This window comes from Actinomycetospora aurantiaca (assembly GCF_037401875.1).
Taxonomy (GTDB): Bacteria; Actinomycetota; Actinomycetes; order Mycobacteriales; family Pseudonocardiaceae; genus Actinomycetospora; species Actinomycetospora aurantiaca.
This window is the reverse complement of sequence record NZ_JBBEGN010000001.1, coordinates 884,381-898,270: the sequence shown is the minus strand read 5'-3', so window position 1 is coordinate 898,270 and position 13,890 is coordinate 884,381. Positions and strand designations below refer to the sequence as shown.

The following is a 13,890-nucleotide window of genomic DNA, read 5'->3' as shown; positions in this document are numbered from 1 at the left end:
AGGACACGATGGGTTTCCTCGACCGCTCCGCCATCGTCGCACCGCCGGGCTGGAGTCGCTGGCTCGTCCCGCCGGCGGCCCTGGCCGTCCACCTCGCGATCGGGCAGGCCTACGCGTGGAGCGTGCTCAAGACCGGGCTCGGGAACGGCCTCGGGCTCTCGGGCACCGTGACCGCGCTCCCGTTCCAGCTCGCCATCATCATGCTGGGGCTCTCCGCCGCCATCGTGGGCACCACCGTGGAGCGCCGCGGGCCCCGGTGGGCGATGTTCATGTCCACGATCTTCTTCTCCGCGGGCTTCCTGGTCTCCGCCCTCGGCCTCGCGCTCGGGCAGTACTGGCTCGTCGTGGTGGGCTACGGCGCGCTCGGCGGCATCGGCCTGGGCATCGGCTACATCTCCCCGGTCTCGACCCTCATGAAGTGGTTCGCGGACCGGCCGGGCATGGCCACCGGCATCGCGATCATGGGCTTCGGCGGCGGGGCGCTGATCGCGTCGCCGATCGAGACGAACCTGCTCGCGGCCTTCGGCACGTCCTCCGGCGGGCTCGCCTCGACGTTCGCCGTGATGGGCGTCGGCTACGCGATCTTCATGTCGGTGGGCTGGCTGCTGGTCCGGGTGCCCGCGGACGACTGGACCCCGCCGAACGCCCCGCAGCAGGCCGCGCAGGCCGTCCGGGACGACCTCGCGGTCTCCGCGCAGACCGCGGTCAAGCTCCCGCAGTTCTGGCTGCTCTGGATCATCCTGTGCTTCAACGTGACGGCCGGGATCGGCCTGCTGGAGCGCGCGAACGACATCTACAAGGACTTCTTCGCGACGACGGGTCCGGCGCAGCTGGTCGCCGGGGCCGCCGCGGCGTTCGTGTCGATCCTGTCGCTGGCCAACATGCTGGGCCGGTTCATCTGGTCCTCGACGTCCGACGTGGTGGGCCGCAAGAACATCTACCGGCTCTACCTCGGGGTCGGCGCCCTGCTCTACCTGGTGATCCTCACGCTCGGCGAGGGCAACAAGGTCGTCTTCCTGATCGCCTCGCTGCTCATCCTGTCGTTCTACGGCGCCGGCTTCGCGACGATCCCCGCGTACCTGAAGGACCTCTTCGGCACCTACCAGGTCGGCGCGATCCACGGCCGGCTCCTGACGGCTTGGTCGGCGGCCGGCGTGCTCGGCCCGCTGGTGGTCAACGCGATCGTCGACGCCCGCAGTGACGTCCAGGGCCCCGCCAAGTACAGCGTGTCCTTCACGATCATGATCGCCCTGCTCGTGGTCGGCTTCATCGCCAACGAGCTCGTCCGGCCGGTCGACCCGAAGCACTACGTGGACAGCACCGAGACCCCGGTGCGGGAGGAGGCGGCGCGATGAGCCAGGCGACGAGCGGCGGCCGGACCGTACTCACGGTCGTGGCGTGGCTGTGGGTGCTGATCCCGTTCCTGTACGGGGTGTGGCAGCTGGTGATCAAGCTCCCCGCCCTGTTCTGACGCGGTGCCGCCGGGGTCGAGCTCCGCTGCGCTCCGTCTCCCGGTCGTAGGATCGAGGGCGATGCGCTACGAGCCCGACACCTTCGACACCGACGCCGCGGGCGACACCGACGCGGACGAACTCGCCCAGCTCCTCGCGGCCGCGGGGGGCGACACGACGGCGGGCGGTGGCGCCCTGGCGGACGCGATGGTCCGCACCGGGCCCGACCCGGACGCCGTGCCCGCCGCCGAGCACGACACCGCCGAGGACCTCGCGGCGCTGCGCGAGGTCGAGGCCGAGCTCGACCGGCGCTGGCCGGAGACGCGCATCGCGCCGTCGCTCGACCGGATCCGGGCCCTCTGCGACGTGCTGGGCGAGCCGCAGCGCTCCTACCCGATCGTGCACATCGCCGGGACCAACGGCAAGTCGTCGGTCACGCGCATGATCGACGCGCTGCTGACCCGCATCGGGCCGCGCACCGGCCGCTACACCAGCCCGCACCTGCAGCGCGTCACCGAGCGGATCGCCCTCGACGGGCACCCGATCTCCGCCCGGCGCTACATGGAGACCTGGCAGGAGATCGCGCCGTTCGTCGGGGTGGTCGACCGCGCCCGCGATGCGGTGGACGGCGTGCACTGCTCGAAGTTCGAGGTCCTGACGGCGATGGCGTTCGCGGCCTTCGCCGACGCCCCGGTCGACGTCGCGGTCGTCGAGACCGGCCTGGGCGGGTCGTGGGACGCGACCAACGTCGCGGACGGCGCGGTCGCCGCCATCACCCCGATCGGGCTGGACCACCAGGACTACCTGGGCTCGGACCTCGCCGGGATCGCGCGGGAGAAGGCCGGGATCATCAAGCCGGGCTCGGTGGCGCTGCTCGCGCAGCAGACCCCGGAGGTGGCCCAGGTGCTGCTCGAGCGCGCCGTGGAGGTCGACGCGGAGGTCGCCCGCTCCGGGGTCGAGTTCGGGGTGCTGGAGCGGTCGGTGGCGGTCGGGGGCCAGCAGCTGCGGCTGCAGGGCCTCGCCGGCGAGTACGACGACATCTACCTGCCGCTGTTCGGCGAGCACCAGGCCGGCAACGCCGCGCTGGCCCTCGCGGCGGTCGAGGCGTTCTTCGGGGCGGGGTCCTCGCGCAAGCTCGACCTCGAGGCGGTGCGCGACGCCTTCGCGGCCGTGCGCGTGCCCGGGCGGCTGGAGCGGCTGCGGTCGGCCCCGACGGTGGTGGTCGACGCGGCGCACAACCCGCACGGCGCGGCGGCGGCCGCGGCCGCGGTGAAGGAGGAGTTCTCGTTCCGGCGCCTCGTCGGCGTCGTCGCCGTCATGGCCGACAAGGACGCCGACGGGATCCTGGCCGCGCTCGAACCGATCCTCGACGAGATCGTGGTGACGGGCATGTCCTCGCCGCGGGCGATGGACCCCGACGAGCTGGGCGCGCTCGCCGTCGGGCGGTTCGGCTCGGAGCGGGTCGTGGTGGAGACGCGGATGGACGCCGCGCTCGAGACCGCGATCTCGATGTCCGAGGAGGTCTCCGACGACGGGGCCACCGCGGGCGGCGGGGTGCTCGTCATCGGTTCGGTGGTCGCGGCCGGCGAGGCGCGCACCCTGCTCGGGCGGGAGCCGTCGTGACCTCGGCGGAGGAGGAACCGGTCCGCCCGCCCGACCCGCGACGCGCCTTCCGCGGCCCGGCGTCCGCGTGCCTGGTCCTGGAGGCCATCGCGGTGCCGCTGGTGCTGCCGGTGATGAACTACGTAGAGGGCGGGATCACCGCGCCCAAGCTCGTGCTCGTCGTCGTGCTGACCGTCGGCATGGTCGTGGGCTGCGTCGTGATCCTGAAGCCGTGGGGGCTGCGCTTCGCCGTCGGGCTGCAGGTCCTGATGCTGCTCGGGTGGGTGCTCTCGCCGTCGCTCGGGCTCCTGGGGCTGATCTTCTGCCTGGTCTGGGGCCTGATGCTCTGGATGCGCCGCGAGGTGATTCGTCGGCAGGAGGCCTGGTTCGCCTCGCAGTGAGCTGCCATGGTATGGCGATGGGCTCCGACAACCGCGCCCGCCGCGCGCAGCGCTCGCGGGACAAGACACGGGAGAGCCGGCGTGCGCGCCGGACGTCGATCGACGTCGACGAGATCGACCTGGACGCGGGCGACCTGCTCGAGGAACGCATCGCGCCGCGCTGAGCCCGGCTCGACCCGCACCGGAGCGTGCGTCCCGGGTCTCAGTAGGCTCCTCCCGGTCCCCGAGGAATCGTGAACGGAGAGGAGCGCCGTGTCCGACGAGCGCACCCTGGTGCTGGTGAAGCCGGACGGCGTGCAGCGCGGTCTGATCGGTGAGGTCATCTCGCGCATCGAGCGCAAGGGGCTGCGGCTGGTCTCGCTGGAGCTGAAGAACGTCGAGCGGTCCGTGGCCGAGCAGCACTACGCGGAGCACGCGGAGCGGCCGTTCTTCGGCGAGCTGATCGAGTTCATCACCTCCGGCCCGGTGGCGGCGATGGTCGTCGAGGGCCCGCGCGCGATCGCGGCGTTCCGGCAGATCGCCGGCGGTACCGACCCGGTGGAGAAGGCGACGCCCGGCTCGCTGCGCGGCGACCTGGCGCTGGAGACGGGGTCGAACATCGTGCACGGCTCGGACTCCGCGGAGTCGGCCGAGCGCGAGATCAAGCTCTGGTTCGGCTGAGGGACTGGGGGAGGGGCCGGTGCACCCGGCCCCTTACCCTGGAGAACCATGTCCCTCGATGTCACGACCGCTCCGGAGTCGGTGTACGACCGGCTCGAGCCACTGCTGCCGCGGGTGCGCAAGCCCGTGCAGTACGTCGGCGGTGAGCGCAACGCGACGGTGACGCCGTGGGCGGACGCCGAGGTCCACTGGGCGCTCTGCTACCCGGACGCGTACGAGGTCGGGCTGCCGAACCAAGGCCTCATGATCCTCTACGAGGTCCTCAACGAGCGCGCGGACGCGCTGGCCGAGCGCACCTACGCCGTCTGGCCCGACCTCGCGGCCCTGATGCGCGAGCACGACGTCCCGCAGTTCACCGTCGACGCGCACCGTCCGGTCGCGGCGTTCGACGTCCTCGGGGTCTCGTTCGCGACGGAGCTCGGCTACACGAACCTGCTGGAGATCCTCGATCTCGCGGGCATCCCGCTGCACGCCGCGCAGCGCACCGCCGAGCACCCCTTCGTGCTCGCCGGCGGGCACGCGGCGTTCAACCCGGAGCCGATCGCGGACTTCGTCGACCTGGTCGCGCTCGGGGACGGCGAGGAGGTCGTCGGCGACATCACCGACGTCGTCAAGGCGGCCAAGGCCGAGGGCCTGTCGCGGTACGCGACGCTGGAACGGCTCGCCGGGGTGCCCGGGGTCTACGTCCCCGGCCTCTACGCGGTCGACTACCACGACGACGGGTCCATCGCGGCCGTGCGCCCGACCTCCCCGGCCGCGCCCGAGCGGATCCACAAGCGCACCACCAGCGACCTGGACGACTGGCCCTACCCGCGCAAGCCGCTGGTGCCGATGGCCGAGACCGTCCACGAGCGGATGAGCGTCGAGATCTTCCGGGGGTGCACCCGCGGCTGCCGCTTCTGCCAGGCCGGGATGATCACCCGGCCGGTGCGCGAGCGGTCCAAGAAGGGCGTCTCGGAGATGGTCGAGGCGGGCCTGGAGGCCTCCGGCTACTCCGAGGTCGGTCTGCTGTCGCTCTCCAGCGCGGACCACTCGGAGATCGGCGAGATCGCCAAGGGCCTCGCCGACCGCTACGAGGGCACCGGCACCGGCCTCTCGCTGCCCTCCACCCGCGTGGACGCGTTCAACGTCGACCTCGCCGAGGAGCTCACCCGCTCCGGGCGCCGCTCCGGGCTCACGTTCGCCCCGGAGGGCGGATCCGAACGGCTCCGCCGCGTGATCAACAAGATGGTCTCCGAGGAGGAGCTCATCCGCACCGTCGCCACCGCCTACGAGCACGGCTGGCGGCAGGTGAAGCTGTACTTCATGTGCGGGCTCCCGACCGAGACCGACGAGGACGTCCTGCAGATCGCCGCCATGGCGCACGAGGTCGTCCGCACCGGGCGCAAGGCGGCCGGGCGCGGGGACGTCCGGGCCACCGTGTCGATCGGCGCCTTCGTGCCGAAGCCGCACACCCCGTTCCAGTGGGCGGCGCAGACCGCGCCGGAGGTCGTCGACTCCCGGTTGCGACAGCTGCGCGAGGCGATCAACTCCGACCGGTCGCTGGGCCGCAACGTCGGCCTGCGCTACCACGACGGGCAGCCCTCACTGATCGAGGGACTGCTCTCCCGCGGCGACCGCCGGGTCGGCGCCGTGATCGAGGCGGTCTGGCGCGACGGCGGGCACTTCGACGGCTGGAGCGAGTACTTCTCCTTCGAGCGCTGGGAGTCCGCGGCGGCCCAGGAGCTGCCCCCGCGTGGCGTGGACCTCGCCTGGTTCACCACCCGCGAGCGCGACCAGCACGAGGTCCTGCCCTGGGACCACCTCGACTCCGGCCTGGACCGCGGCTGGCTCTGGGACGACTGGCAGGACGCGCTGGACTCCCGGGAGCAGGACGACTGCCGTTGGACGCCGTGCTTCGACTGCGGCGTCTGCCCGCAGATGGGCACCGAGATCCAGATCGGCCCGACGGCGGGCGACATGGTCGCGACCGGTCGGATGCTGTCGCTGACGCCGGTCGAGCACCGGACGTCGACGCCGGTGCACAACCCGCGGCTCTCGCCATGAGCTACCAGGGTCAGGCCGCGCACCCGTCCGCGCCGACGGTGGCCAAGGTCCGGATGCGCTTCGCCAAGCGCGGCCGGGCCCGGTTCAGCTCCCACCGCGACGTGGCGCGCGCCATGGAGTGGGCGCTGCGCCGTGCCGGGGTGCCGGTCTCGCTCTCCCAGGGCTTCAGCCCGCACCCGCGGCTGTCGTGGATCGGGGCCGCCCCCACCGGGGCGGCCAGCGAGGCCGAGTTCGTCGAGATCGGGCTGACGGCCGAGCTCGCGCCCGAGGACCTGGCGCGCGAGGTCGACGCCGTACTGCCGGAGGGCGTCGTCGTCCTCGACGTGGTCCGCGCGGGGCCCGGGGCGCTCGCGGACCGGATCGACGGCAGCGCATGGCGCATCGAGATGCCCGGGGTCGCCCCGGACGACCTCCGCGCCGCCGTCGCGGCCGTCCTCGCCCGCGAGGTCGTCGAGGTCGAGCGGATGACCAAGAACGGTCCGCGGACCCTGGACGTCCGGGCGGCGCTGGTCGACATCGGCGTCGTCCAGGACGTCATGGAAGCGGGCGCCGAGCGTCACCCGAACGATGACCGAACGGCGGATGACACGCGATCGACACGCCCGACCGCGATCACCGACCGCCGAACGCATGCGCGCTCGGCGGTGTGTGGGACACTGTCGGCGGTCGTACGGCACACCACGCCGGCTGTACGACCCGACGACGTGGTGAGCGCACTGCGGACCGTCGCCGGGCTGGAGCCGCCCGTCCCCGTCATGGCGACGAGGACGGCGCAGGGCCGGCTCGACGACACCGGAGCGCTGCTCGACCCGCTCGAGGCGGACCGCGACCCGACCGGTCGCTGACCCGCACCGGGCGGCACGTCCCGAGATCTCCGTGGCCGCCCGAGCTGTGGTGGACGGTCATCCAGGCGAGACCACGCGATGCCCTCGTGTGGCCGCGACCGCGAGGTCGCGCCCGGGGGCCGAAGGAGTTGCATGACCGAGAACGAGGCCCTCCCCGAGGCGTCCACCGCGTCGGAACCGACCCCGGGGTCGGGTCGCCCCGACGAGGCCGCCCTGGCCGCGCTTCCCGACAAGCTGCGGGTCCACGCGCTGGCGAGGCTGGTCGGTTCGTCCAGCCGTGAGGTGCTCGCGGTGCTCGCCCGCCTCGAGGTGGCCGCCCGCAGCGCCCAGTCCAGCGTTGACCGCCCGACCGTCTCGCGGGTGGTGGAGTACTTCTTCCCGAGCGCGACGCCGCCCGAGGAGCCGGCCGCCGCGGAGGAGCCCCCGGCGCTCCCGGACCTCCCGGTCATGCCCGACACCGCGGAGTCCGTGAACTCCCTGGACGGGTCGGACACCCAGGACACCACCGACACCACCGCCGCGGAGGCGCCGGTGACGGGCGCGATCTCGTCCGCCCCGGCCGCGCTCTTCCTGGCCCCGGACGTCACCACGCCCGCGGCGCCCGGCGGCGGGGAGGAGGGCGAGCCCACCGGTGGCGGCCGGCGTCGGCGCCGGGGCAGCCGGTCGTCCGGCGTGGTCACCCCGGACCGCACCGAGACCCCCGAGGAGCAGACCGCTCCGGCCGCCGACGAGGCGTCCGACGACGAGACCTCGGACACGTCCGGCCCGGCCACCGACGGCACCGACTCCGACGGTGACGACGAGTCCGGCCGCCGGCGCCGCCGTCGGGGCCGCCGCGGTCGTGGCCGCGGCCGGGGCGGGGACGACGGGCCCGACGACGAGTCGACCGACGACGACGCGTCGTCGGACGAGTCCGAGGACGCCGAGGACCAGACCTCCGAGGAGTCGGACGACGACTCCGACGACTCCGCCGACGACTCCGCGGAGTCCGGGTCCGGCTCGTCCCGTCGGCGTCGTCGGCGTCGCCGGCGCGGGTCGGACGACTCCGGCGACGCGTCCTCGACGCCGGACGACCCACCGAACACCGTCACCCACGTCCGCGAGAAGACCGAGCCGAAGCGCTCCAGCGACGACGAGGTCAAGGGCGTCAAGGGCTCGACCCGCCTCGAGGCGAAGCGCCAGCGGCGCCGCGACGGCCGCGAGGCCGGCCGCCGCCGTCCGTCGATCCTCTCCGAGTCGGAGTTCCTGGCCCGCCGCGAGGCCGTCGAGCGGACCATGGTCGTGCGCCAGCAGGCGGACCGCAGCCAGATCGGCGTCCTCGAGGACGGCGTGCTGGTCGAGCACTTCGTGGCGGGCATCGGGCAGAACTCGATGGTCGGCAACGTCTACCTCGGCCGCGTGCAGAACGTGCTGCCCTCGATGGAGGCGGCCTTCGTCGACATCGGGCGCGGCCGCAACGCGGTGCTCTACGCCGGCGAGGTCAACTGGGACGCCGCGGGGCTGGACGGCAAGCAGCGCAAGATCGAGCACGCGCTGTCGTCCGGCGACTCCGTGCTGGTGCAGGTCACCAAGGACCCGGTCGGCCACAAGGGCGCGCGCCTGACCACCCAGATCAGCCTGCCCGGCCGCTTCCTGGTCTACGTCCCCGGCGGCGGCGCCACCGGCATCAGCCGCAAGCTGCCCGAGCCGGAGCGCAAGCGCCTCAAGGACATCCTCAAGCGCATCGTCCCCGACGAGGCCGGGGTCATCATCCGCACCGCCGCGGAGGGGATCGAGGAGGCCGAGCTCGACGCCGACGTGCGCCGGCTCGCCGCGCAGTGGGAGGTCATCTCGAGCACCGGCCAGGACGCGGCCGAGGGCAAGGGCAAGAACAAGCCCAAGGTGCCCTCGCTCGTGCACGAGGAGCCGGACCTGCTGATCCGCGTCGTGCGCGACATGTTCAACGAGGACTTCTCGTCGCTGGTGATCTCCGGCGAGCAGGCCTGGGAGACCCTCGAGGGCTACATCTCGCACGTGGCGCCCGACCTCGTGCCCCGCCTGTCCCGCCACACCGGCCCCGAGGACGTGTTCGCCGCGTACCGCATCGACGAGCAGCTGGTGAAGGCGCTGGACCGCAAGGTCTGGCTGCCCTCCGGCGGCACCCTGGTGATCGACCGCACCGAGGCGATGACCGTGGTCGACGTCAACACCGGCAAGTTCACCGGCTCCGGGGGCAACCTCGAGGAGACGGTGACCCGCAACAATCTCGAGGCCGCCGAGGAGGTCGTGCGCCAGCTCCGGCTGCGCGACATCGGCGGCATGATCGTCATCGACTTCATCGACATGGTGCTGGAGTCGAACCGGGACCTCGTGCTGCGCCGGCTCACGGAGTGCCTCGGCCGCGACCGCACCCGCCACCAGGTCGCCGAGGTGACCTCGCTGGGCCTGGTGCAGATGACCCGCAAGCGCGTCGGGCAGGGCCTGCTGGACGAGTTCTCCACGGTCTGCGAGCACTGCAAGGGCCGGGGCGTCATCGTGTCCACCGAGCCGGTGATCGGCACGAACGGCGGCCACCAGCACGACACCGGGCGGGGCTCGACGAACGGCGCGTCCGCCGGCTCATCGAGCGGGTCGTCGAACGGGTCGTCGAACGGCTCCTCCGAGAGCTCCTCGAACGGCTCGTCCGGGTCGGGTCGCCGGCGTGGCCGCGGCCGGCGCGGCGCGTCGTCCGAGGGCGGCTCGCCGACGACGGTGACCGAGACCGCGAACGGCGTCGCCGGGCACGTCCCGAGCCCCGCCGAGTTCGCCGCCCGCCGCCCCGCGGAGACGGAGGAGGCCGCGGAGACCGAGGCTCCGGAGGTGGTGCTGGAGGCCGACCTCGCGGACGAGTCGACCGGCACGACCGAGCCGTCGGCCGCGGGGCCCGACCCGGCCGGGCCGGCCGCGGACGCGACGGCGGCCGAGGCCGAGGAGCCCGAGGTGGCCCTGGAGGTCGACCAGGCCAGGGAGTCGGAGGAGTCGGAGGAGTCGGAGGAGTCGGAGGAGTCGGAGGAGTCCGGGGAGGCCGAGGAGCCGGCCCCGGGGACGTCCGACGCCACGGTCGACGCGGCCGAGGACGCCGAGGAGACGGCCGCCGAGGCCGGCGAGGAGTCCGAGGTGGCCCTCGAGGCCGACCTGGCCGAGGAGTCCCCCGGGACGCCCGCGCCGGCGCCGGTGTCCGAGGAGCCCGACCAGCCCTTCATCACCGGACGCATCGGGGCGATGGTGGCGCCGACGCCCGTGGCCGAGCCGGACCCCGGCGACTCCGGAGCGCCCGAGGCGGCCGCACCCGCCGTCGGGAACGCGGAGCCGACGCCCAGGCGGCGCCGGCGCACCGCGTCGCGGCCGGCCGGCCCGCCGGTCGGGGCCGTCGGGAACTGACCCCGTCGCCCGTCGTCGGGAAGGCGGCGGGTATCGTGGAACGAGCAGTGCCGGGGTGGACCACGCCGGCACACGGTGAGGCGCCCCGATCGGGGCGCGCCTCCCGAACCAGACCGAACGTCCAGCACGACAGGAGCCTGCGTCCGAGATGTACGCGATCGTGAAGACCGGCGGCAAGCAGTACAAGGTCGCGGTCGGCGACGTCCTCGACGTGGAGCTGCTGGACGGCGACTCGGTCGACCTGCAGCCCGTGCTCGTGGTCGACGGGTCGACCGTGCTGTCCTCCGCCGACGACCTCGCCAAGGTCTCGATCACCGGGAGCATCCGCGGTGAGGCGAAGGGCCCGAAGATCAGGATCATGAAGTACAAGAACAAGACCGGCTACAAGCGGCGCGTCGGCCACCGCCAGCGCTACAGCCAGGTCGAGATCACCGGCATCTCGAAGTAGGGGAGCGGAACACATGGCTCACAAGAAGGGTGCATCCAGCTCCCGCAACGGTCGCGACTCCAACGCCCAGCGGCTCGGGGTCAAGCGCTTCGGCGGTCAGGTCGTGAAGGCCGGCGAGATCCTCGTCCGCCAGCGCGGCACCAAGTTCCACCCCGGCGTCGGCGTCGGCCGCGGCGGGGACGACACGCTGTTCGCCCTGATCCCGGGGGCTGTCACCTTCGGCACCAAGGCCGGGCGCAAGAACGTCAACATCGTGCCGGTCGAGGCCTGAGCCTCTTCCAGCAGCACAGCAGGCGAGGGGCGGGCCCGGTCGGGTCCGCCCCTTCGTCTGTGTCGAGGAAGGATCCACCATGGCGCGGTTCGTCGACCGCGTGACCCTGCACGTGACCGCCGGCTCCGGCGGGCACGGATGCACCTCGGTCCGTCGGGAGAAGTTCGTGCCGCTCGGCGGCCCGGACGGCGGCAACGGCGGGGGAGGCGGGGACGTCGTGCTCGTCGCCGACCCCGGCGTGCACACCCTCCTGGACTTCCACCACCGCCCGCACGCGGTCGCCGGCAACGGGCGGCCCGGCCAGGGCTCCTTCCGCAACGGCGCGAACGCCGACGACGTGGAGCTCGCCGTCCCCGAGGGCACCGTCGTGATGTCGCCCGACGGCGAGGTGCTCGGCGACCTCAGCGCCCCCGGCATGCGCTACGTCGCCGCCGAAGGTGGTCGCGGCGGGCTCGGCAACGCCGCCCTCGCGAGTCCGGCCCGCAAGGCGCCCGGCTTCGCGCTGCTCGGCGAACCGGGGGAGTCGCGTGACCTCGTGCTCGAGCTCCGCTCGATGGCCGACGTCGGGTTGCTCGGCTTCCCGTCGGCGGGCAAGTCGTCGCTGGTGAGCGCGCTGTCGGCGGCGAGACCGAAGATCGCGGACTATCCGTTCACCACGCTGACCCCGCACCTCGGGGTGGTCAGTGCGGGGGAGTCGACGTTCACGGTGGCCGACGTCCCGGGGCTCATCCCGGGGGCGTCCGGCGGCAAGGGGCTCGGCCTGGACTTCCTGCGGCACATCGAGCGGTGCTCGGTGCTGGTGCACGTCGTGGACTGCGCGACCTTCGAGACCGACCGCGACCCGGTCTCCGACATCCGGGCGCTCGAGGCCGAGCTGGCCGCCTACACCCCGGCCCTGGGCACGGACCTCTCCGAGCGGCCCCGCATCGTCGCCCTGAACAAGATGGACGTCCCGGACGCCGCCGATCTCGCCGAGCTGGTCCGTCCCGACGTCGAGGAGTTCGGGTGGCCGGTCGTGGAGATCTCGACCGCGGCCCACACCGGGCTGCGGGAGCTGACCTTTCTGATGGCCGGTGCGGTGTCCGAGGCCCGGGCGTCGGCGCTGGTCACGGTGCCGCCGCGGGTGGTGCTGCGGCCCAAGGCGGTCGACGACACCGGGTTCACGGTCGCGGCCGATCCCACGGTCGACGCGGACGAGGGCCCGGCGTGGGTCGTCCGCGGTGAGAAGCCCGAGCGGTGGGTGCGCCAGACCGACTTCAGCAACGACGAGGCCGTCGGCTACCTGGCCGACCGGCTCGCCAAGCTCGGTGTCGAGGAGGCCCTGGCCGAGGCCGGGGCGTCCGCGGGCGACATGGTGACGATCGGCGTGCACACCTTCGACTGGGAGCCGTCGACCCCGGCCGGCATCGCCGCCCTCGGCGGGCACGTCCGGGGCACGGACGTCCGGGTGGACGGCGCGGGCCGCGTGGACCGGGTGTCGGCGGCCGAGCGCAAGGCCGCGCGGGGTGAACGCCGCCGGCACCGCGACGACGCGGAACTCGGTGTCCCGTCCTGGGTCGACGGCGGAGACTCCTACGGGTGGGACGAGGAGTGATCCCGGGGGCGAGCACCGGGGCCCGCGCGACCGTGCAGGGCGCGCGGCGGCTCGTCGTCAAGATCGGGTCGTCGTCGTTGACGAGCGTCTCCGGCGGGCTCGAGGTCTCGCGGCTGGACGCCCTGGTGGACGCGGTCGCGGGCCGGGCCGCCGCCGGCACGCAGGTGATCCTGGTGTCCTCCGGCGCGATCGCGGCCGGGCTCGCCCCGCTCGGCCTGACCCGCCGCCCCCGGGACCTCGCGACCCAGCAGGCTGCCGCCTCGGTCGGGCAGCTGCACCTCACGCGGGCCTACGCCGATGCGTTCGCCCGGCACGACCGCGTCGTCGGGCAGGTCCTGCTCACCAGCCACGACGTCGTCCGCCGGGCGCCCTACCGGAACGCCCAGCGCACCTTCGAGCGCCTCCTCGGACTCGGGGTGGTGCCGGTGGTCAACGAGAACGACACCGTGGCCACGGACGAGATCCGCTTCGGCGACAACGACCGGCTCGCCGCCCTCGTCGCGCACATCGTCGGGGCGGAGGCGCTGGTGCTGCTCTCCGACGTCGACGGCGTGTACGACGACGACCCCCGCCTGCCCGGGGCGGCCATGCTCGACGAGGTGCACGGGATGGCCGACCTCGCCGCCGTGCGCGTCGCCCGGCCGGGCGCGGCGTCGGTCGGTACCGGTGGCATGGCCTCCAAGCTCGCGGCGGCCGACCTGGCCTCGGGTGCCGGCGTGCCGGTGCTCGTCGCGGGGGCGGCGGACGCGGCGCGGGCGCTGACGAGCGGGGAGGTCGGCACGGTGTTCGCCCCGACCGGCCCGCGGCTCTCGGCGCGCCGGTTCTGGTTGCGCCACATGGCCGGGTCGCGCGGGCGGCTCCACCTCGACGACGGGGCGGTGCGGGCGGTGGCCTCCGGCCCGGCGGCGAAGCGGCGGTCGTTGCTGGCGGCGGGGATCACCGGGTCCGACGGCGACTTCGAGGCCGGTGACGTCGTGGAGCTGGTGGGGCCGCACGGAGAGACGGTCGCCCGCGGCGTGGTGGCGTTCGACGCCGAGGAGATGCCGGAGCTCGTCGGCCGCAAGACCCGGGACCTGGCCCCGGAGTTCCGGCGGGAGGTCGTGCACGCCGACGACCTCGTGCCGGTCGGTCGGCGTCCGGCGCCGGTCTGAGGTCGCCGCCCCTCCGGTGTGT

13 protein-coding genes are annotated in these 13,890 nt (G+C 73.6%); all 13 read left to right on the top strand.

Going from position 1 to position 13,890, the window contains the following annotated elements; genetic code table 11:
- Nucleotides 1-8 precede the first annotated feature (8 nt).
- The 13 genes from WCD74_RS04165 (at nt 9) to proB (ending at nt 13,868) form a co-directional block, all read left to right on the top strand.
- Nucleotides 9-1,355 (top strand): OFA family MFS transporter, encoded by a 1,347-nt coding sequence (locus WCD74_RS04165; RefSeq protein WP_337693554.1) that lies wholly within the window; start codon nt 9-11, stop codon nt 1,353-1,355.
- On the top strand, nt 1,352-1,471 hold the full coding sequence (locus WCD74_RS30030) for an MFS transporter small subunit (RefSeq protein WP_425604925.1): 120 nt from the start codon (nt 1,352-1,354) through the stop codon (nt 1,469-1,471). The genes WCD74_RS04165 and WCD74_RS30030 overlap by 4 nt, the downstream gene beginning before the upstream one ends.
- 61 nt (nt 1,472-1,532) lie before the next feature.
- Nucleotides 1,533-3,074 carry a bifunctional tetrahydrofolate synthase/dihydrofolate synthase gene (gene folC / locus WCD74_RS04160; protein ID WP_337693553.1) on the top strand — a complete coding sequence of 514 codons (1,542 nt, stop codon included), beginning with the start codon at nt 1,533-1,535 and terminating at the stop codon, nt 3,072-3,074.
- Nucleotides 3,071-3,454 carry a DUF4233 domain-containing protein gene (locus WCD74_RS04155; RefSeq protein WP_337693552.1) on the top strand — a complete coding sequence of 128 codons (384 nt, stop codon included), beginning with the start codon at nt 3,071-3,073 and terminating at the stop codon, nt 3,452-3,454. Before folC ends, WCD74_RS04155 begins: the two co-directional genes overlap by 4 nt.
- Before the next feature lie 17 nt (nt 3,455-3,471).
- A complete protein-coding gene (locus WCD74_RS04150) occupies nt 3,472-3,618 on the top strand; it encodes a hypothetical protein (RefSeq protein WP_337693551.1) in 147 nt (48 codons plus the stop codon).
- Between the two features lie 88 nt (nt 3,619-3,706).
- On the top strand, nt 3,707-4,114 hold the full coding sequence (gene ndk / locus WCD74_RS04145) for a nucleoside-diphosphate kinase (protein WP_337693550.1): 408 nt from the start codon (nt 3,707-3,709) through the stop codon (nt 4,112-4,114).
- Nucleotides 4,115-4,162: 48 nt separating this feature from the next.
- Entirely contained in the window at nt 4,163-6,160 is a 1,998-nt protein-coding gene (locus WCD74_RS04140; RefSeq protein ID WP_337693549.1) for a TIGR03960 family B12-binding radical SAM protein, read from the top strand.
- Nucleotides 6,157-7,005 carry a TIGR03936 family radical SAM-associated protein gene (locus tag WCD74_RS04135; RefSeq protein ID WP_337693548.1) on the top strand — a complete coding sequence of 283 codons (849 nt, stop codon included), beginning with the start codon at nt 6,157-6,159 and terminating at the stop codon, nt 7,003-7,005. The genes WCD74_RS04140 and WCD74_RS04135 overlap by 4 nt, the downstream gene beginning before the upstream one ends.
- 132 nt (nt 7,006-7,137) lie before the next feature.
- The gene (locus tag WCD74_RS04130; protein WP_337693547.1) at nt 7,138-10,404 is read left to right on the top strand and encodes an Rne/Rng family ribonuclease; all 3,267 of its coding nucleotides are present in this window, start codon (nt 7,138-7,140) and stop codon (nt 10,402-10,404) included.
- A 148-nt stretch (nt 10,405-10,552) separates the two neighbouring features.
- Nucleotides 10,553-10,852, top strand: a complete 300-nt coding sequence (rplU, locus tag WCD74_RS04125) for a 50S ribosomal protein L21 (RefSeq protein WP_337693546.1) — start codon at nt 10,553-10,555, stop codon at nt 10,850-10,852.
- 13 nt (nt 10,853-10,865) lie between these two features.
- Nucleotides 10,866-11,123: a 50S ribosomal protein L27 gene (gene rpmA / locus WCD74_RS04120; RefSeq protein WP_018335422.1), complete on the top strand. Its 258-nt coding sequence runs from the start codon at nt 10,866-10,868 to the stop codon at nt 11,121-11,123.
- Nucleotides 11,124-11,202: 79 nt separating this feature from the next.
- The gene (gene obgE / locus WCD74_RS04115; protein ID WP_337693545.1) at nt 11,203-12,717 is read left to right on the top strand and encodes a GTPase ObgE; all 1,515 of its coding nucleotides are present in this window, start codon (nt 11,203-11,205) and stop codon (nt 12,715-12,717) included.
- Nucleotides 12,702-13,868, top strand: a complete 1,167-nt coding sequence (gene proB, locus WCD74_RS04110) for a glutamate 5-kinase (protein WP_337693544.1) — start codon at nt 12,702-12,704, stop codon at nt 13,866-13,868. Before obgE ends, proB begins: the two co-directional genes overlap by 16 nt.
- Nucleotides 13,869-13,890: the final 22 nt, after the last annotated feature.

Bases quoted from the DNA above. Each gene is read 5' to 3' on its own strand.
- WCD74_RS04165 (WP_337693554.1), top strand. From the start codon at position 9: ATGGGTTTCCTCGACCGCTCCGCCATCGTCGCACCGCCGGGCTGGAGT.
- WCD74_RS30030 (WP_425604925.1), top strand. From the start codon at position 1,352: ATGAGCCAGGCGACGAGCGGCGGCCGGACCGTACTCACGGTCGTGGCG.
- folC (WP_337693553.1), top strand. From the start codon at position 1,533: ATGCGCTACGAGCCCGACACCTTCGACACCGACGCCGCGGGCGACACC.
- WCD74_RS04150 (WP_337693551.1), top strand. From the start codon at position 3,472: ATGGGCTCCGACAACCGCGCCCGCCGCGCGCAGCGCTCGCGGGACAAG.
- WCD74_RS04140 (WP_337693549.1), top strand. From the start codon at position 4,163: ATGTCCCTCGATGTCACGACCGCTCCGGAGTCGGTGTACGACCGGCTC.
- WCD74_RS04135 (WP_337693548.1), top strand. From the start codon at position 6,157: ATGAGCTACCAGGGTCAGGCCGCGCACCCGTCCGCGCCGACGGTGGCC.
- WCD74_RS04130 (WP_337693547.1), top strand. From the start codon at position 7,138: ATGACCGAGAACGAGGCCCTCCCCGAGGCGTCCACCGCGTCGGAACCG.
- rplU (WP_337693546.1), top strand. From the start codon at position 10,553: ATGTACGCGATCGTGAAGACCGGCGGCAAGCAGTACAAGGTCGCGGTC.
- rpmA (WP_018335422.1), top strand. From the start codon at position 10,866: ATGGCTCACAAGAAGGGTGCATCCAGCTCCCGCAACGGTCGCGACTCC.
- obgE (WP_337693545.1), top strand. From the start codon at position 11,203: ATGGCGCGGTTCGTCGACCGCGTGACCCTGCACGTGACCGCCGGCTCC.